This is a genomic window from Mycolicibacterium sp. P4_G11 (assembly GCF_056555145.1).
Map to the genome: position 1 here is coordinate 318,124 of NZ_JBFUJW010000002.1, position 18,972 is coordinate 337,095.

Genomic DNA, 18,972 nt, shown 5'->3' on the forward strand with positions numbered 1-18,972 from the left:
ATGCTTGACTTCTGCGGTCGGCAGCATCCGAGTCTGCCCGAGCCACACGAAAGACAGTGTCGCAATACCGATTTCACGCCGTCCGTCGTCGAAATTCCGCGGATTGCCGGCATGGTTAGGCAACCCTTCCAGTCCACGGAAAGTCGTACCCCCTGGTTCATTCCCGCGAGTTCGCTATGCGCCGCACGCGGTCGTGGAGCATCATGAACCGCACGGCGAGATACGACCACGTAGCCAAGTCCAAGGGTCGAGCTCAGCCACATTTGTCGCGTTCCGGCTGACGGAAGGGAACCTAGACGCACCTCTTGATCGGCAGACGCGGGCGGGCACAGCCACGACTAGGAACGGCCACATGACTGAGTGCTTTCTAGCTGGTGACGATATCCACCAGCTCAATCGGGATCTGCGGATACTCATCGCGACGAACGGCACCCTCACCCGGATTCTCGGAGTCGTCACCGACGAAGAGATCGTCGTGCAGATCATCGCTCAGCAGATTCACTCGCGAGAACTGGCGCAGTGGGAGCAGTTGCCAGACAGCAGAATTCTGCAACGTCGCATCCTGCTCAATGGCCGGAACTCGGGGCGCCGATTCGTAGGGGCCGAGTCACTCATAGCCATTGATCTGCTACCGGATTCAATTGCGGCAGACCTGATGACAACGAATTCGCCCATCGGCGAGATCATGGCCGCCAGCCGCCTCGAAACGTTCAAGGAGCCGGCTGACGTCTGGATCGCGGAATCACCCGACTGGCTCGCCGCAGCGACACGTCAGACTGCGCCGCCGAAAACCGTTGGCCGCCGGTATCGCATCCTCATCGGAGGACGTCCCGCCATCATCGTCACCGAGTATTTCCTCGACTTCTGCCAGGACACGTCATCATGACGAATGACGGAGCCGGAGTACCGAACGGAAATCTGGCAGAACTGTTGGCCAAGCGGGCGTTGGATACCGGGTGGCGTGAGCGGCCCGCCTACCTGGCGTCGAACGTCGTGACCCATGGCCAGATCCACGACGGTGCCGCACGTCTCGGGACGGTGTTGTCGCACCGGGGCCTGTCCAGTGGAGATCGCGTCCTGTTGTGTCTTCCGGATTCCCCGGAGCTGGTACAGGTGCTACTGGCCTGCCTCAGCCGTGGCATCCTGGCGTTTCTGGTGAACCCTGAGCTCAATCGCGCCGATCACGCATTCGCCGAAACCGACACGGAGCCGGCACTTGTCGTCACATCCGGCGCCCTGCTCGACCGGTTTCAGCAGTCGAGCGTCGCGGAGTCCGCAGAGCTCGTGTCCGACGCCGTCGGTGCCGAGCCGGCCGGCTACGAGCAGGTCGATGGTGCTGCGCACGCCTACGCCACCTACACGTCCGGCACGACGGGCGCGCCGAAAGCCGCCATCCACCGGCACCGCGACGTGTGGGCCTACGTCGACGCCATGTGCCACCGAGCGCTGCACCTCACCTCCGACGATGCCGGGCTGTGCAGCGCACCAATGTATTTCGCGTACGGTCTCGGGAATTCCGTCTGGTTCCCCCTTGCGACAGGTGGTTCCGCGGTCATCAACCCGAGGCCGGTGACCGCGGAAGCGACGGCCGACCTGAGCGCGACATTCAGCCCATCGGTGCTGTACGCCGTGCCAACGTTTTTCGCGCGAATTGTCGATACCTGCTCCCCGGAGTCATTCCGTTCGCTGCGCTGCGTGGTATCCGCGGGCGAGGCGCTCGACGTTCGTCTCGCGGCGCGAATGACGGACTTCTTCGGCGGTGTCCCGATCCTCGACGGAATCGGCTCGACCGAGGTCGGGCAGACATTCGTATCGAACACCATCGAGGACTGGCGGCCCGGCAGCCTGGGAAAAGTCCTTCCTCCCTATGAGATTCGGGTTGTCACGCCCGAGGGCACCGCCGTCGGACCCGGGATCGAGGGGGATCTCTGGGTCAGCGGCCCATCGATATCGCCGGGTTACTGGAACCGCCCGCCCGGTCTTCTGCTGCGAGATGGTGATTGGCTCAATACGCGGGACCGAGTGACTGTCGACGCCGACGGATGGGTTACGTACCGTTGCCGCGCGGACGACACCGAGATCGTCGGCGGCGTCAACATCAATCCGCGGGAGATTGAGCAACTCATCACCGAGGACGACCGAGTCGCGCATGCCGCGGTTGCCGCGGTGACCGAGTCGAGCGGCGTCTCGGCACTGCAGGCATTCCTCGTCCCGACCGGAGATGCGGTCATCGACGACGCTGTCGTCCGAGAAATCCACCAGCGGCTGCTATTACAGTTGTCCGCCTTCCAGGTGCCACACCGATTTTCCGTTGTCGAGCAACTCCCTCGAACGCCGACCGGCAAGCTCCGACGCACTGTGCTTCGCGCCGAGAGCCCGGTCCCGCCGATTTGGGAGGCGCCCACCGCTGAGCCCACCGCGGAGACGTCGGCGCCGAATCCCGAACGCGCATCGAACGACCGGAACACCGGCGACGTGACCCTCGGCGAGCGGTTCGCGGTGCTGCAGCGGGAACAGCACCGACTGGTGGCGGATTCGATTTGCGCCGAGGTCGCGGCGATGTTGGGTGTGCCCGAACCACAGTCGCTGAATCGGGATCTCGCTTTTTCCGAACTCGGCTTCAATTCGCAGATGACGGTCGAGCTTCGTAATCGATTGGCAGCGGTCACCGGGCTGCGACTGTCGGACACGGTTGGATGGGACTACGGCTCCATCTCACAACTGGCTCAGCATGTGGAAACGCAACTGTCCCAAGGGAACAGCCCGACAGCGTCACCCTCGCCGACGGCGGTCGACGAGCCGGTCGCCATCGTGGGGATGGCGTGCCGGTTCCCCGGCGGGGTGCAGACGCCGCAGGGACTGTGGGACATGGTGGCGGGCGCTCGCGATGTGGTGTCGGAGTTTCCGACCGACCGGGGTTGGGATGTGAACGGGTTGTTCGACCCGGACCCCGATGCGACGGGCAAGACCTATACCCGCTGGGGTGGCTTTCTGGAGGACGTCGCCGGCTTTGACGCCGGGTTTTTCGGCATCGCGCCCAGTGAGGCGCTGGCAATGGATCCGCAACAGCGGTTGATGCTGGAATGTTCGTGGGAAGCCTTGGAGCAGGCCGGAATTGACCCGGCATCGTTGCAAGGATCAGCCACCGGGGTCTTCACCGGAATCTTCGCGCAGCGCTACGGCCCCGCGGGCACCGACAGGTTGGAAGGCTATGGGCTGACCGGCTCGGCGTTGAGCGTGGCCTCGGGCCGGGTCTCTTATGTGTTCGGGCTACACGGGCCGGCGGTATCGGTGGACACTGCGTGTTCGTCGTCGTTGGTGTCGTTGCACTGGGCGGTGCAGTCGTTGCGGTCGGGGGAATGCGGCCTGGCGTTGGCCGGTGGCGTGACGGTGATGACGTCGCCGGAGACTTTCGTCGGGTTCAGCCGGCAGCGGGGGCTGGCCCCGGATGGTCGGTGTAAGGCCTTCGCGGGAGCCGCCGACGGGACGGCGTGGGGTGAGGGCGCCGGCGTACTGGTGCTGGAACGGTTGTCGGATGCCCAGCGGTTGGGGCACTCGGTGTTGGCGGTGGTGCGCGGCAGCGCGGTCAACCAGGACGGCGCCTCCAATGGTCTGACCGCACCCAACGGGCCGTCGCAGCAGCGGGTGATTCGGGCGGCCCTGGCGAGCGCGCGATTGACCGCAGCCGATGTGGATGTGGTGGAGGGGCACGGCACGGGCACCACATTGGGCGATCCCATTGAGGCGCAAGCACTTCTGGCCGCCTACGGACAAGATCGCCCGCCTGATCGGCCGTTGTGGGTGGGCTCGATCAAATCGAACATGGGTCACACCCAGGCCGCCGCAGGTGTGGCCGGGGTGATCAAGATGGTGCAGGCGATGCGCCACGGCGTGATGCCGGCGACGCTGCACGTGGATGTGCCGTCCCCTCGAGTTGACTGGGACGGCGGTGCGGTGTCGGTGCTGACCGAGGCCCGGGCCTGGCCGCTCGATGGGCATCCGCGCCGGGCGGGCGTGTCGTCGTTCGGCATCAGCGGCACCAACGCGCATGTGATCTTGGAGCAAGGCCCGCTCGGTGCAGCTGAATCCCCCACGGTGCCGGGCTTGTCGGTGATTCCGTGGGTGCTTTCAGCCAAATCGCCCGAGGCGCTGACCGCGCAGGCGGCCCGATTGTCGGCCCAGCTGCGAGCCGATCCGCGGCTCGATCCGATCGACGTCGGGTACTCGCTCGCGCGGCGTTCGGTGTTCGAGCATCGCGCGGTGGTGCTGGGTGCCGACCGTCAGGCGCTCGCGGCGGGATTGGCCGGGTTGGCCGACGGCGAGCCGCATGCGGCGGTGGTGACCGGTCGCGCCGGAGCGGCGGGAGAGTCGGTGCTGGTTTTTCCCGGGCAGGGGTCGCAATGCCTCGGGATGGGCCGGCAGTTGTATGACCAATTGCCGGTGTTCGCCAAGGCTTTCGACGCGGTGGCCGATGAGTTGGACCGGCATCTGCGGTTGCCGCTGCGCCAGGTGCTCTGGGGCTCTGACAGCGGCCTGCTCGAGCTGACCGAATTCGCGCAGCCGGCGCTGTTCGCGGTGGAAGTCGCGTTGTTCGCGGTGCTGCGGAGTTGGGGGGTGACCCCGACCTACGTCATGGGCCATTCGGTGGGCGAGTTTTCAGCGGCGTACGTCGCTGGGGTGTTCACGCTGTCCGACGCGGCCATGTTGGTGGCGGCCCGGGGACAGCTGATGCAAGCGCTGCCGGCCGGTGGCGCCATGACTGCGGTCAGTGGCGCCGAGCACGAGGTGGCGCCGCTACTGGCAGAGGGGGCGGCGATCGCGGCGATCAACGCGCCCGAATCCGTCGTCATCTCGGGTGCACAGAGCGCCGTGAACGCGACCGCGCAGCGGCTGGCCGACCGAGGCCTCCGAGTGCACCCACTCGCGGTCTCGCATGCCTTCCACTCGCCGTTGATGGAGCCGATGCTCGAGGAGTTCGCGCGGATCACGGCCCAGGTAAAACCACGGGAGCCCCAGATTGCGCTGATCTCGAACGTGACGGGCCAGGCGGTCGACGCCGACAGCGATTTCGGCTCGGCGCAGTACTGGGGGAAGCACATTCGCCAAGCCGTACGTTTCGCCGACGGTGTCCGCACTCTGCACGCACACGGAGTAACCCACTTCGTCGAGGTTGGTCCCGGTAGCGGGCTGACGGCCGCCATCGAACAGTCGCTGTCGCCGGCCGATCCCGTCGTGGTGTCGCTGCTCGGTAAAGGTCGCCCGGAAGTGGCTGCACTGCTGGGCGGGGCGGCCCGGTTGTTCACCACCGGTATGCCGGTGCAGTGGCCTGCGGTGTTCGCCGGGTCGGGTGGGCGCCGGATCGAGTTGCCTACGTACGCATTTCAGCGGCGGCGCTTCTGGACGACGCCGACCGGCGCCGGGCCCGCCGACACGGCCGATCTGGGTCTGGGCGAGGCAGATCATCCGCTGTTGAGCGCGGTGCTCGAGCGACCCGACTCTGGCGGGGTGGTCTTGACCGGGCGGTTGTCCCTGGCAGATCAACCGTGGTTGGCCGACCACGTGGTCGGCGGGGTGGCGCTGTTTCCCGGGACCGGTTTTGTGGAACTGGTCATCCGGGCCGGCGACGAGGTGGGGTGCGCAGCCATCGAGGAGCTGGTGCTGGCCGCACCGCTCGTATTGGACGAGGACGCCGGGGTTCAACTCCAAGTGGTGGTGGGTGCTGCAACGGAGACGGGCAGCCGGGCGGTCTCGGTGTATTCACGTCGCGATGACTCCGAAACGGAGTGGGTGCTGCATGCCGAGGGCACGCTGGTGGTGCCCGCCGCGGAGCATCCCGCGGAACTGTCGGTGTGGCCGCCGTCCGGTGCGGTGCCCGTGGACATCTCGGACAGCTACGGGCGGTTGGCCGAACGCGGCTACGAGTACGGACCGGCGTTCCAGGGATTGGTTGCGCTCTGGCGGCGCGGATCGGAGATCTTCGCCGAGGTCGCCGCGCCCGCCGAGGCCGGCATGCAGGTCGACAAGATGGGGATCCATCCAGCTGTCTTGGATGCGGTGCTGCACGCCACTGGGCTTGCCGTCGATAACCCCCAGACGATGCTGCCGTTCTGCTGGCGGGGTGTGTCGCTGCATGCCGGCGGCGCCGGGCGGGTGCGGGCCCGCATCACCGCACCGGGTCCCGATGAGATGTCCGTGGAGGTATTCGATGGTGCCGGTTCGCCGGTGCTGACGGTGCGCTCGCTGACGACCCGTCCGATGACTGCCGCGCAATTACCCACCGCGGCCGGCGGCTTGAACGAAGGACCGCTGGAAGTAGCCTGGACACCAATACCACTGAACCACAACATCATTGACCAGACCAAGCTCTCGGCGCAGTCGTGGGAAGACTTCCGGGCCGGTGTCGGTGCGGACCGGGCACAGGTGGTGGTGTGGCGGTGCGAGTCGGCCGGTGACGATGTGGTGGGCGCGGTGCATGACGCCACCCACGCCGCTCTACAGGTGTTGCAGCACTGGTTGGCCGAAGACCGGATGGGCACGTTGGTGGTGTCGACCCGTGGTGCGGTGGGATTGGCCGGCGAGGCCGTCGGCGATCTGCCCGCCGCGGCCGTGTGGGGTCTGGTGCGATCGGCGCAGGCCGAACACCCAGGCCGGATCATGCTGCTCGACACCGATACGGCGGTGGAAGCCGCGGCGCTGGTTGCCGTCGGGGAATCTCAACTGGTGGTGCGGGCCGGCAAGGTGCACGTCGCCCGGTTGGCCTCGGCCCCTGCGCTTTTGGAGCTACCGGCGGGTGAGTCGGCGTGGCGGTTGGCAGTCGGCGCCGGCGGCACGCTGGAGGATCTCGCGATTCGAGCCTGCCCCGAGGCGCAGGCTCCGCTGCAGGCGGGCCAGGTGCGGGTGACAGTGGCGGCGGTTGGGGTCAATTTCCGGGATGTGCTGGCGGCACTGGGGATGTATCCCGGTCAGGCCCCGGTGCTGGGTGCAGAAGGCGCAGGGGTGGTGGTCGAGACCGGCCCCGGTGTCTCAGGCGTGGCGGTCGGTGACCCCGTGATGGGCTTGATGGCCGGCACGGGTCCGTTGGCGGTGGTGGACCAGCAACTGCTCACCACGATGCCGCAGGGCTGGTCGTTCATCGACGCCGCGGGAGTGCCGGTGGCGTTTCTGACAGCTCTGTACGGCTTGTCGGATCTCGCCGGCATCTGTGCCGGGGAGTCGGTGCTCGTGCATGCCGGTACCGGTGGGGTGGGCATGGCGGCAGTGCAGCTGGCTCGCCACTGGGGGGCGGAAGTCTTCGTCACCGCCAGCCGCGGTAAGTGGAATGCGCTGCGCGCCATGGGTTTTGACGACGACCACATCGGCGATTCACGCACGCTCGACTTCGAGGACAAGTTCCTGGCGGTCACCGGAGGCCGGGGAGTCGATGTGGTGCTGGACTCGCTGGCCGGTGAGTTCGTGGATGCGTCGCTGAGATTGTTGGTGCGCGGTGGACGTTTCATCGAGATGGGCAAGACCGACATCCGCGACGCGGAGGCGGTCGCCGACCGGTATCCCGGTGTGCGGTACCAGGCGTTCGATCTCTCGGACACAGCACCGCAGCGGATGCAGGCGATGCTGCGCGAGGTGCGGGAGCTCTTCGATACTCAGGTACTCAAGCCGCTGCCCGTCACGACCTGGGACGTGCGCTGTGCCGTAGAGGCTTACCGGTTCATCAGCCAGGCACGCCACATCGGCAAGGTGGTCCTGACCATGCCTACCGTGCTGGCCGACCAGCTGGCCCATGGCACGGTACTGATCACTGGTGCCACCGGGATGGTCGGCGCGGTGCTGGCCCGCCACCTGGTCAGTGCCTACGGGGTGCGCCACGTGGTGCTGGCCAGTCGGCGCGGCGACCGGGCCGAAGGGGCCGCTGCGCTGGCCGCCGAATTGGGACGGACCGGCGCTCACGTGGAGGTGCTGGCCTGCGACGTGGCCGATCGGGACGCAGTGGCAACGATGTTGGCGCAGTTGGCGCACCGCTGCCCGCCGCTGCGCGGAGTGATTCATGCCGCCGGGGTGCTCGACGACACGGTGATCACCTCGCTGACCCCCGACCGGCTGGATGCGGTGTTGCGGGCCAAGGTCGATGCGGCATGGAACCTGCACGAGGCCACCCGTGATCTGGGTTTGTCGATGTTCGTGTTGTGTTCGTCGATCGCCGGCACCGTGGGCGCACCGGGTCAGGGCAATTACGCAGCAGCGAACGCATTCTTGGACGGATTGGCCGCCTACCGGCGCTCGATGGGGTTGACGGGCACGTCCCTGGCGTGGGGTTTGTGGGAACAGACCAGCGGGATGACCGCTCATCTGACTGGCCGCGACCTGGCCCGGATCAGCAGCAGTGGGCTGGTGGCAATGAACCCCGGGCAGGCGCTGAAGTTGTTCGACGACGCGCTGACGATCGATCATCCCGTGTCGGTGACCGCCCGCATGAACCGGGCTGCGCTGAACACCAAGGCCCGCAGCGGCGGGCTGCCCGCGTTGTTCAGCGGGCTGGTGCGCGTCCCGCGGCGGCGACTGAGCAACGACACCGTCGGCACCTCCGAATCGAAATCGGCACTGGCCCAACGCCTGAAAGGATTGGCTCCGGGCGAGCAACGCGAGTTGCTGGCAGGGCTGGTGTGCGCGCAAGCGGCGGCGGTCCTGGGCCGCCCCACGCCCGAGGACATCGACCGCGACGCCACTTTCGAGGATCTGGGGTTCGACTCGCTGACCGCCGTCGAACTACGCAACCGCCTCAAATCCGTGACCGGGCTGGCCCTGCCGCCCACTCTCATCTTCGACCACCCCACCCCTACCGCACTCGCCGTCCATCTGGACGGCTCGCTCACCGATGGCGCTGCGCCCGCGGTGCCCGTGGTCGCTCACGCCGACTCACGTGGCGGTGACGTGGTCGACGACAGGCTTGCCCACCTCGATCAAGCGGCATTCCTCGCGCTGCGCGCGAGTCACGGCACGATCCTGCAGATGACGTGGCTGTACGACCGCGCCGTCGACGTTGACGGGTTACGGCGGTTCCACCGCAATCTCGGGCATGGCTTGCTGGGGCGCAGGATCGAGCGTTCGTCGGTGCCGTTCGCGCGGGATCGCTGGGTCAAGGCCGAGGCGTCGCCGGACATCGATTTCGCCGTCACTGCACGGACTCGCGCTGAGGTGAGCGCATGGTCCGACGAACGGGTGCGGCTGCCTCTTGATCCCGAGTGGGGACCCGGATGGCATCTCGGGGTTCTCCCGCTCGAGGACGGCGGAACCGCGGTGAGTCTGGTGGCTTCGCATCTCATCGTCGACGCCATCGCCTTCGGGCAGGCGGTCGCCGACGCTGTCGAGGGCACGACACACGATCTGGGTTATCTGCCCCGGGGATCGCGCCCCCGCAGTCGCGCACTGCGTGCGGATCTGCGGCAAGCCGTCAAGGATCTGCCTGACATGGCGCACGCGGTGGCCGCCGTGGCTCGAATGGCCCGGCGCGAACGGGGCGAACTCCGGTCACCGGTCGGGACAGTACCCGCCTCCCCCGCGGATACCGACGCCGATCAGGCGGTCGACGTACCCGGTATCACCGCACAAATCGACCTGAGGGAATGGGACGAACGCGCGAAAACGCTTGGTGGGACCAGTAATTCGCTGGTGGCAGGAATCGCGTGCAGACTCGCGATCGAGACCGGGCGCGTTCAGGAGAACGGAACGGCCACCTTGCGATTCGTGATATCGCTTCGGGCCGAAGGCGATACCCGTGCCAATGCGCTGACGAGTGTCGACGTCGCAGTCGATCCCACGCACGTGGCGAAGGACCTCGCAGAGCTGCGCGCCAAGATCACCCGCGCCACGCTCGAGACCATGGAGAACCCCGACGACGAGTCCCTGGCGCCGACCGCACTTGCGTCGATAACGCCGAAGTGGGCGGTCAGGAAGTTCGGTGCGATGGCGGCAGGCGGCGCCATCCTGCCCGTCACGTGCTCCAACGTTGGCGACATGCCGCCGGCGACGAACCGGCCCGACGGCACCGACGCCGACTACCTGTACATGCGATCCGTCGAGCCCGATATCACGAAGGGCTTGCTCGAGGCCATGGGTGGACAACTGTTCCTGTCCTCGGGGCGGGCCTGCGGGAAGATGTCGATCAGAATCTCTGCGTATCTTCCCGGTCGGCCCAACACCAGAGCTGAGCTGCGGGACATCGTGTCGCGAGCCCTCGACGAATTCGATCTGGACGCGCAGCTCGACTACTGACCTCCGTCGTCGCCGCTCGACGCGGCGTCGGCCCGCTCGCGGGCGGCCCGCGCCACCGGCGAGTATGCCAAGTAATCCATCGCCATCTGGGTGGATGCCTCGTTACTGGGGTGATAGCCCGGCCGGATGTAGCGGAACGGCACCGTCACCATGAGCAACCACGGACCCGGTACCCGATACTCCCGGGAGGCTCGCAACCAGTCGCGAAACCGTGGCTTGGCTGAGATGGTCGGGTCCGCGTCCATCAGATACCGCACTCCCCGCAGCCACGTGAACAGGAAGCCGGGCGCGGTGAGCAGCATGGTCACTGCCCTCATGGCGTAGTTGCCGCACAGGTACTGATAGATGTCGAACACCAGCGCACGGTGTTCGATTTCCTCCGCCCCGTGCCAGCGCAGCAGATCCAGCATGGTCGGGTCGGCTCCGGCGTAATCGAGGCCGCGGTTCTGGATCGTCCACTGACCCAACGCCGCGTTGAAGGGTTCCAGCGCCGCGGCAACCGCCAAGCGCTGGTACAGGGACCAGCGCTGGAATACCCGTGGCAATCGCGACTGTTTGTCACCCGGCGTCGGCAGTTCCGTGGACATCGTGCCGGTGAACGGCACGGTGTCGATGCCCTGCTCCGCCAGATGCTGAAGAACCATCTGGTGTGCCTGGGCGTGCCAGCCCTCTTGCTGAACAAACGGCTTTATGGCGGCTTTCATCTCTGGGTCGTCGACCAGCGGTTCCGCCTCGTTGACGACCTGGATGAACCAGCGCTCGCCGGCCGGCAACATCAGATGCAAGACGTTGAGCATGTGGGTGGAGAACGGGTCTCCGGGGACCCAGTGCAGCGGCGTGTCCGACCAGTCGAAGCGAACTTTTCGGCGATGTGTCGGATATCCGTCGTGGTGGACCTCGTGAACAGTCATCCACACTCTTTTCCCAGTTGGAGCCGCCTTCAACCCTCTGTCGCGCTCCGTAGTACTCCTCGGGTCGACACTGTGCAACTAGGCGAGCCAGCCCGCACCCTTGGCGACGAACGCCAGGCCGACGAGCGTCATGATCGCCACCACGATCTGCTGCTGATAGCCACGTGCCCAATCGTGCACTTTTCGCAGCACCGCTTGGGTTTTCGCGGGGGTGACGACGTTGCAGAGCAGCACCACCTCGACGACCGCGAGGCTCACCACGATGAACACCACCGCGACGCCGAGCTGGGTGCCGATCGCGGCGCCCGACGCCAGGATGGTCGTGAGGGCGAACAGCACCAGCGACGGGTTCGGGCCGGCCCAGAAGCCGATCACCGCCGCGACCCACAATGCCCCGCTCTCCCAGGCTCTTTGGGCGCGTCCCAGAAATCCACCCCGCGCAGGCGCGTCCGGGTCCCGCTGCAACAACTTTGAGATGGGCGAGACGTCCGCGTCCGGAGCGCGCTTGCGCGTCACCATCCGCACCGCCATCGCCGCCGCGATGGCCAGGAGCACCACCCCGACAAACACTTGCACGTACCGCATCGTGGCGCTGGCGGTGGTCCGGGGGTTGGCCAGGTCGTGCACCCAGGCGACATCGGTGACGTGCAGCGCCAGCAGCGGAAGCAACAGCAGCATGACGCTCGCGGTCACGCAGCCGATCCAGTACACCAGCAGGTTCTGCGCCGGGCGCGGCCGGGAAATCAGCAACAGGTTGACGCCGAGGCGCACCGGATCGAACGCGATCGGCAGCGCCAGCACCGCCACAGAACCCCACATTGCCGCCAACTTACCTGGCGCCGCGGGCTGTCAGCTCGGCCGCAGCACCGGGATCAGCGCGTCGATCACCGAGCTGTCCTCGATGGTGGACGGGACGACGTAGTCGACGCCTTCGGCGATCTGCCGCATGGTCTTTCGCAGGATCTTCCCCGACCGGGTCTTGGGCAGGGCACCGACGACGGTGACGTCGCGGAAGGTGGCGACCGCCCCGATCTGGTCGCGCACCATCGCCGCGAGTTCCTGTTGCAGTACCGCGCCGTCGATGTCCGCGCCGGCTTTCAGCACGACGTAGCCACTCGGCCGTTGCCCCTTGAGGTCGTCGTGGATGCCGATGACGGCGCACTCGGCCACAGCCCGGTGCCCGGCGATGACCGCCTCGATACTTCCGGTCGAAAGCCGGTGTCCCGCAACGTTGATGACGTCGTCGGTGCGGCCCAGCACGGTGAGATATCCGTCGTCGTCGACGTAGCCGAAGTCGCCCGTCAGGTAGTAGCCGGGGAACGCGGTCAGGTAGGACTGCACGAATCCCTTGGGGTTCTGCCACAACCCGGCGAGGGTGCCGGGCGGCAGCGGCAGCTTGATGACGATGTTGCCTTCGACGCCGGACGCGACCGGGTTACCGGAGGCGTCGACGATGCCGACCTGGTAACCGGGCACCGGCACGGTCGGCGATCCGGCCTTGATGGGCATCGGTTCGAGCCCGCGCAGGTTGGCGCAGATGGCCCAGCCGGTTTCGGTCTGCCACCAGTGGTCGACCACGGGGCAGTGCAGGACCTCCGACGCCCACTCGTAGGTGTCGGGGTCCAGGCGTTCGCCCGCGACGAACAGCGTGTGCAACGTCGAAATATCATGTCCCGCAAGCATCGACGCGTTCGGATCGGCTTTGCGGATGGCGCGCAGTGCGGTCGGTGCGGTGAACAGCGCTGCCACCCCGTGCTGTTCGATGACTCGCCAGAAGGCACCGGCGTCGGGGGTGCCGACGGGCTTGCCTTCGTAGAGCACCGTGGTCGCGCCGGCGATCAGGGGTCCGTAGACGATGTACGAGCTGCCGACGACCCACCCGATGTCCGAGGCGGTCCACATCACCTGGCCGGCGCTGATGTCGTAGACGTTCTTCATCGACCAGGCCAGCGCGACGGCGTGCCCACCGTTGTCGCGCACGACGCCCTTGGGCTTCCCGGTGGTCCCGGAGGTGTAGAGGATGTAGAGCGGGTCGGTGGCAGCGACAGGCACGGGAGCCACCGGCGCGGCGTCCGCCACCAGCTCGTCCCAGTCCAGGTAACCCGGGTAGTCGGCGGCCGCACCGGCGATCTCGCCGCGGTTCTTCACGATCACCGTCGCGGGCGCCGAAGACGACAACGCCAGCGCCTTGGCGACGGCGGGCAGGTACTCGACCGTCCGCCCCGGCTCCAGCCCGCCCGAAGCCGTCAGCAGGGCCACCGGCTGCGCGTCGTCGATGCGGGCCGCGAGCTCGTTGGCCGCGAACCCGCCGAAAACCACCGAGTGGACGGCGCCGATGCGGGCGCAGGCCAGCATCGCGACGACCGCCTCGGGAATCATCGGCATGTACACCACGACGCGGTCGCCCTTGGTGACGCCTTGTGCGGCAAGCGCTCCGGCGAAGCGCGCCACGCGGTCGAGCAGCTCGGCGTACGTGAAGGACTGCTGCACGCCAACCATCGCCGAGTCGTAGATCAGCGCGGTGCGGTCCCCGTTGCCGGCCTCGACGTGCCGGTCGAGGGCGTTGTAGCAGGTGTTGAGCTGCCCGTCGGGGAACCAGCGGTAGTGCGGCGCCGCGGAATCGTCGAGCGCTCGGGTCGGCGGGACGGTCCAGTCGATGGCCTCGGCGGCCGTCAGCCAGAAGTCGTCGGGCCGCTGCGCAGCGGCCTCGAACGCCTCGCGATAGGCGCTCACGAGACCTCCTTGGCCACGGCGGAAAACACCGTCATGAACCAGTCCAGGTCCGACATCGAGAACACAAGAGGTGGGCGCACTTTGAGGATGTTGCCATGTCCACCGCACACAGAGATCAGAACCCGGTTTTCCCGCATCAAGTCGACGATGCGCTGCGCCTGGGCCCGGTCGTGTTCCTTGCTGTCGGGGTCGGTGACGATCTCGACGCCGGTGTACAGCCCGGTACCACGCACGTCACCCACGAACGGGTGGTCCTTGGCCAGCGCGCGCAGTTCGGCGCGCAGTTGATCACCGACCTCGACGGCGTGCGCGGCGAGCCCGTCACCCTGGATGACGTCGAGGACGGCCTGCGCCGCAGCCATCGACACCGGGTTTCCGCCAAAGGTGTTGAAATACGGGGTCTCCCGCGCGAAGGCATCGAGAATCTCCGGTCGGGCGGCCATCGCGGCGACGGGAATGCCGTTGCCCATGGGCTTGCCCATGGTCACCAGGTCGGGCACGACGCCGTGCCGCTGGAAACCCCACATCGCCTCTCCGGTCCGGGAGAAACCGGGCTGGACTTCGTCGGCGATGAACACGCCACCGGCGCGGTGGACCACCTCGACTGCAGGCCCCAGCACCGTCGGGTCCACGTAGATGCCGTCGGAGGAGAAGATCGAATCCAGCAGCAGCGCACTGAACTTGTGGCCGTGCCGTTCGAGGTCGGCGATCGCGCCGCTGACCTGGTCGGCGAACCAGCGGCCCAGTTCCGCCGGATCGATCCGGTAGGAGTCCGGGGCCGGCACGGTGCGGACATTGGTGCCCAGCGGCAGCCCGACGCCCAGCGAGGGCGACATCGCCGAGATCAGCGCGCTGTTGCCGTGGTAGGCCTCCTCGGTGACGATGATCCCGGTCCCGCCGGTGTACTGCTCGGCCACCCGGACGGCGAGGTCGTTGGCCTCAGATCCGGTGCAGGTGAACATGATCGACGAGATTTCTGCGGGGAACGTGGCGAGCAACTGCTCGGAGTAGTCGAGAATGCCGCCGTGCAGGTAGCGGGTGTGGGTGTTCAGCTCCGACATCTGGCGGGTCACCGCCTCGATCACCCGCGGGTTGCAGTGCCCCACGCTGGCCACGTTGTTGTAGGCGTCGAGGTACTTGTTGCCCTCGGCGTCGAACAGGTGGGCGCCGGAGCCTTTCACCAGGTGCACCGGCCGGCTGTAGAAGAGCCGGTACGACGGACCCAGCGTCGAACGCCGCTTCTCCACCATGGCATCGGTGGTGGGGTCCAGCGCTTCCCCGCCCGTGTAGCTGTTGGAGTCCATGATTGTGGAGAAAGCCATGTTCGTTGTCCTTGCGATAGAAGCGATCTGCGATGGGTGCGGGTGTGACGTCAGCGTTCGTCGTCGAGTACGACGCGGCCCAGCCGTTCGTAGCGCTGCGGGGATCGGGCCCGCAGCACGAGGGCGATGACGATTCCGACGGTGGCGGTGGTGCCGACCACGTACGGGATCGAGGTGAAGACGATGTCTTCGGAGGCGGTACCGGCGGCGAAGGACGCGTTCTTGATCAGCAGGTAGATCACGTAGAGCATCCCGACACCGCCCAGTCCGGGCGCCACCAAGGTGCGGAACCAGTGCGCAGTCTCCGGATGTTGTTTGCGCACATGGAAGTACGAGACCACCGAGAACGCCGCCAGCGCCTGCACGATCAGGATGGCAGCGGTGCCCAGGAGGGCGCCGAGGCCGTACAGCCCGCTGTAAGGGTCGCGGCCCGAGACGGCGAACCATACGACGATGAGCAGCGCCAGGCCACTCTGCACGAAGCTGGCGACGTGCGGCGAGCCGTGGATGTGGTGCGTGCGCCCAACGGTTTTCGCGGTCCCGGGGATGATGTCTTCGCGGCCGATCGCGTAGATGTAACGCGCCGCGCAGTTGTGGAAGGCCATGCCGCACGCGTAGGAGCCGGTGGCCAGCAGGATCTGGAACATGGTCACCGCCCACCCGCCGAGGTGGTCGCGCACCGGACCGAAGAAGATCTCACCGGCCGTGTTCGTATCCTGCGCCAGCGCAATGGCTTTGGCGGGTCCGGTGCCGACGATCGCCAGCCAGGACACCACGACGTAGAAGGCACCGATGCCCAGCACCGACGACATGATGGCGATGGGGATGATCTTCTTGGGGTTCTTGGATTCCTCGCCGTACATGGCGCTGGATTCGAAACCGACCCAGGACCAGAACGCGAAGAACAGTCCGACGCCCGCCGACCCCACCACGGCCATGGTGCCGACGCCGTTGACATTCGGCACGACAGCATTGAGGCCCTTCAGCCCGTTGATCGGGTTGAGCGAGCCCAACGACCAACCCTCCGGGCCGCCACCGCTGACCACGACGGACCCGGCCATCAGGGTCAGCATGACGATCTCGGTAACCAGCAGCCCGCCAAGCACTTTCGCGGCCAGGTTGACATCGAAGTAGGTCAGGACGGCATTGGCGACGATCATTGCCACCGCGAACATCAGCCACGGCAGCTTGACGCCGAACAGCGAGGTGAACAGGTCCCGGGAGAAGAACGCGAAGATGCCGACGAGAGCCGGTTCGAACACGACGTAGGCCAGCATGGTCAGGAAACCGGCCGACAGGCCAACGACCCGGCCGAGGCCGTGGGAGATGTAGCCGTAGAAGGCGCCGGTCGCGGTGATGTGCTTTGACATCGCCGCGTAGCCGACGGAGAACAGCCCCAGCACGATCGTCGCGATCAGGTACCCCGCGGGGGCCGCCGCGCCGTTGCCGAATCCGATGGCGATGGGCACGTTGCCGACCATCGCGGTGATGGGGGCGGCAGTGGCCACCGCCATGAAAAGCACGCCGACCAAGCCGACGGCGTCGCGTTTGAGTCGCTGCACTCCGGGGGCGCCATCCGGCGCCGCCGTGACTGGGGCAGTTCGTGGGTAATCGTCGATCTCACTCATGGGTGCCAACCGATCCGGATCTGGTTTTGGTTTATTTGGTCTGCTCTATCGAGCGGCAGTTCAGCTATCCAGTGGACCAATGGACCCCCAGGCCATCGGCACAGCGCTATTGGTACCAGACCGGTTTAGCGTGGTCAATACCCCAATTTTGCCGCGTTTCCGGCGCGTAAACCTGTCGTTACCAATTTTTGGATTTGGTTCACTTTCGGCTCGAAGTGCGGTACAACTGACCAGACCAAAACGTGACCGTGCCCACACCGCCAGTTCAGGAGAGCCACAATGAGCGACATGGCCGCCGCCGACTACGAACGCTTCGCGCGTGCCGCGCTCCCGCACTACGGGCTCGACGCGGCGACCGTCACGCTACTCAGCTACTCGGAGAACGGCACCTTCCTCGTGGAATCAGGGAACGAGCGACAGGTCCTTCGCGTGCACCGACCCGGCTACCACTCGCTGCCCGCCATCGAATCCGAACTCGACTGGATGGAGAGCCTGCGCACCGACTCGTCCATCACGACGCCGCAGGTGATCGCGGCTCCCGACGGCCGCCGCGTGGTGGAGGCTCAGATCGGCGACGAGAGCTGTCTGGTTGATCTGTTCACGTTCGTGGAGGGCACCATCGCCGAGGACGACGCCTCCGACATCAGCTTCAGCGAGTTGGGCGCCATCACCGCGACACTGCACGAGCACGTCCAGCGCTGGCAGCGACCGGAGACCTTCACGCGGTTCCGCTGGGATCTCGACACCATGCTCGGCGCCGCCGGCCGGTGGGGCAACTGGCGTGACGCGCCGGCCCTGACCGCCGAGGACGCCGCCGTCATCGAAGCAGCCGAACGCAAGGTCATCGACCGGCTCACCGAGTACGGCATGGGGCCCGAACGCTTCGGGCTGGTCCACGCCGACCTGAGGATGTCGAACCTGATGGTGCACGGCGGCAAGATCACCGTCATCGACTTCGACGACTGCGGCTGGTCGTGGTACCTCGCCGACCTCGGTGCCGTGGTGTCGTTCGTCGAGGACTCCCCCGGCGCCGCGCGCATCGTCGACGAGTGGCTGTCGGGCTACCGCAGTGTCCGCGACATTCCCGCCACCGACCTCGTCGAGATCCCCACCTTCGTCATGTTGCGCCGCCTGATGCTCACGGCCTGGATCGGCTCCCATCCCGAATCCGGGCCTGCACAGACCCTCGGCGGCCGATATGCCTCCGGCACAGCGCAATTGGCGCAGGCCTACCTCACCGACCCGTCCTGGTTCCGGGTCGACGTTCCCGCCGCTGCACCGACTCTCATCCACTGACGACAAGGACAACCCGTGTTCGATCTCACCAACAAGAACGTCATCGTCACCGGCGGCACCAAGGGCATCGGCTACGGCATCGCCGCCGTCTTCGCCACCGCCGGGGCCAACGTCGCGGTCGCCGCCCGGTCGCTGCACGACCTCGACACCGCTGTCGCCGGCCTCGACGGCCTCGGGTCCGGCAAGGTCATCGGCGTCTCCGTCGATGTCGCCGATCCCCGGTCCTGCCAGGCCATGGCCGCCGCCGCCGTCGACGCCTTCGGCGGCATCGACGTGCTGTGCGCCAACGCCGGCATCTTCCCCGAGGCACCGCTGGCCACCATGACGCCCGAGGACCTGGCCACGGTGCTCGACGTCAACGTCAAGGGCACCGTCTACAGCGTGCAGGCCTGCCTCGACGCACTGACCAAGAGCGGCTCTGGACGCGTCGTCATCACCTCGTCGATCACCGGCCCGGTCACCGGGTTCCCCGGCTGGTCGCACTACGGCGCCTCCAAGGCCGCGCAACTGGGCTTCATGCGCACCGCCGCAATCGAACTCGCCGCCAAGAGCATCACTGTCAACGCCGTGCTGCCCGGCAACATCCTCACCGAGGGACTGCAGGAAATGGGCGAGGACTACCTCGCCGGCATGGCCCGGTCCATCCCGGCCGGCACGCTCGGTACCCCCGAAGACATCGGCCACCTCGCCGCGTTCCTCGCCACCGACGAGGCCCGCTATATCACCGGGCAGTCCATCGTTGTCGACGGCGGGCAAATCCTGCCCGAATCCCTGGACGCCCTCGCGGGCTGACAGTCGGTCGGTACGGTGAACCAC

The 18,972-nt window shown here is 66.9% G+C and carries 8 protein-coding genes and 1 pseudogene; 4 read left to right on the forward strand and 5 right to left on the reverse strand.

Going from position 1 to position 18,972, the window contains the following annotated elements; translation table 11 throughout:
* The first annotated feature begins 193 nt into the window (after positions 1-193).
* A complete protein-coding gene (locus tag AC1U2B_RS05360) occupies positions 194-886 on the forward strand; it encodes a chorismate--pyruvate lyase family protein (RefSeq protein ID WP_480215959.1) in 693 nt (230 codons plus the stop codon).
* Positions 883-8,853 (forward strand): annotated as a pseudogene (locus tag AC1U2B_RS05365) (SDR family NAD(P)-dependent oxidoreductase); the annotation flags it as partial. The gene AC1U2B_RS05360 and the pseudogene AC1U2B_RS05365, both read left to right, overlap by 4 nt.
* A 1,406-nt stretch (positions 8,854-10,259) precedes the next feature.
* Here AC1U2B_RS05365 and AC1U2B_RS05370 read toward each other — a convergent pair.
* The 5 genes from AC1U2B_RS05370 to AC1U2B_RS05390 all read right to left on the reverse strand — a co-directional run bounded on the left by AC1U2B_RS05370 (position 10,260) and on the right by AC1U2B_RS05390 (position 16,860).
* A complete protein-coding gene (locus AC1U2B_RS05370; RefSeq protein ID WP_480215960.1) occupies positions 10,260-11,177 on the reverse strand; it encodes a metal-dependent hydrolase in 918 nt (305 codons plus the stop codon).
* 78 nt (positions 11,178-11,255) lie between these two features.
* Positions 11,256-11,996 (reverse strand): GAP family protein, encoded by a 741-nt coding sequence (locus AC1U2B_RS05375; RefSeq protein WP_480215961.1) that lies wholly within the window; start codon positions 11,994-11,996, stop codon positions 11,256-11,258.
* Between the two features lie 30 nt (positions 11,997-12,026).
* Entirely contained in the window at positions 12,027-13,910 is a 1,884-nt protein-coding gene (locus AC1U2B_RS05380) for a propionyl-CoA synthetase (RefSeq protein ID WP_480215962.1), read from the reverse strand.
* Positions 13,907-15,232 carry an aspartate aminotransferase family protein gene (locus AC1U2B_RS05385; RefSeq protein WP_480215963.1) on the reverse strand — a complete coding sequence of 442 codons (1,326 nt, stop codon included), beginning with the start codon at positions 15,230-15,232 and terminating at the stop codon, positions 13,907-13,909. The genes AC1U2B_RS05380 and AC1U2B_RS05385 overlap by 4 nt, the downstream gene beginning before the upstream one ends.
* A 50-nt stretch (positions 15,233-15,282) precedes the next feature.
* Positions 15,283-16,860 (reverse strand): APC family permease, encoded by a 1,578-nt coding sequence (locus tag AC1U2B_RS05390; RefSeq protein WP_480215964.1) that lies wholly within the window; start codon positions 16,858-16,860, stop codon positions 15,283-15,285.
* 279 nt (positions 16,861-17,139) lie between these two features.
* Here AC1U2B_RS05390 and AC1U2B_RS05395 point away from each other — a divergent pair, with 279 nt between their 5' ends.
* Together AC1U2B_RS05395 and fabG are read left to right on the forward strand one after the other, a co-directional pair.
* Positions 17,140-18,156 carry a phosphotransferase enzyme family protein gene (locus AC1U2B_RS05395; protein ID WP_480215965.1) on the forward strand — a complete coding sequence of 339 codons (1,017 nt, stop codon included), beginning with the start codon at positions 17,140-17,142 and terminating at the stop codon, positions 18,154-18,156.
* 15 nt (positions 18,157-18,171) lie between these two features.
* Positions 18,172-18,948, forward strand: a complete 777-nt coding sequence (gene fabG, locus AC1U2B_RS05400; protein ID WP_480215966.1) for a 3-oxoacyl-ACP reductase FabG — start codon at positions 18,172-18,174, stop codon at positions 18,946-18,948.
* Positions 18,949-18,972: the final 24 nt, after the last annotated feature.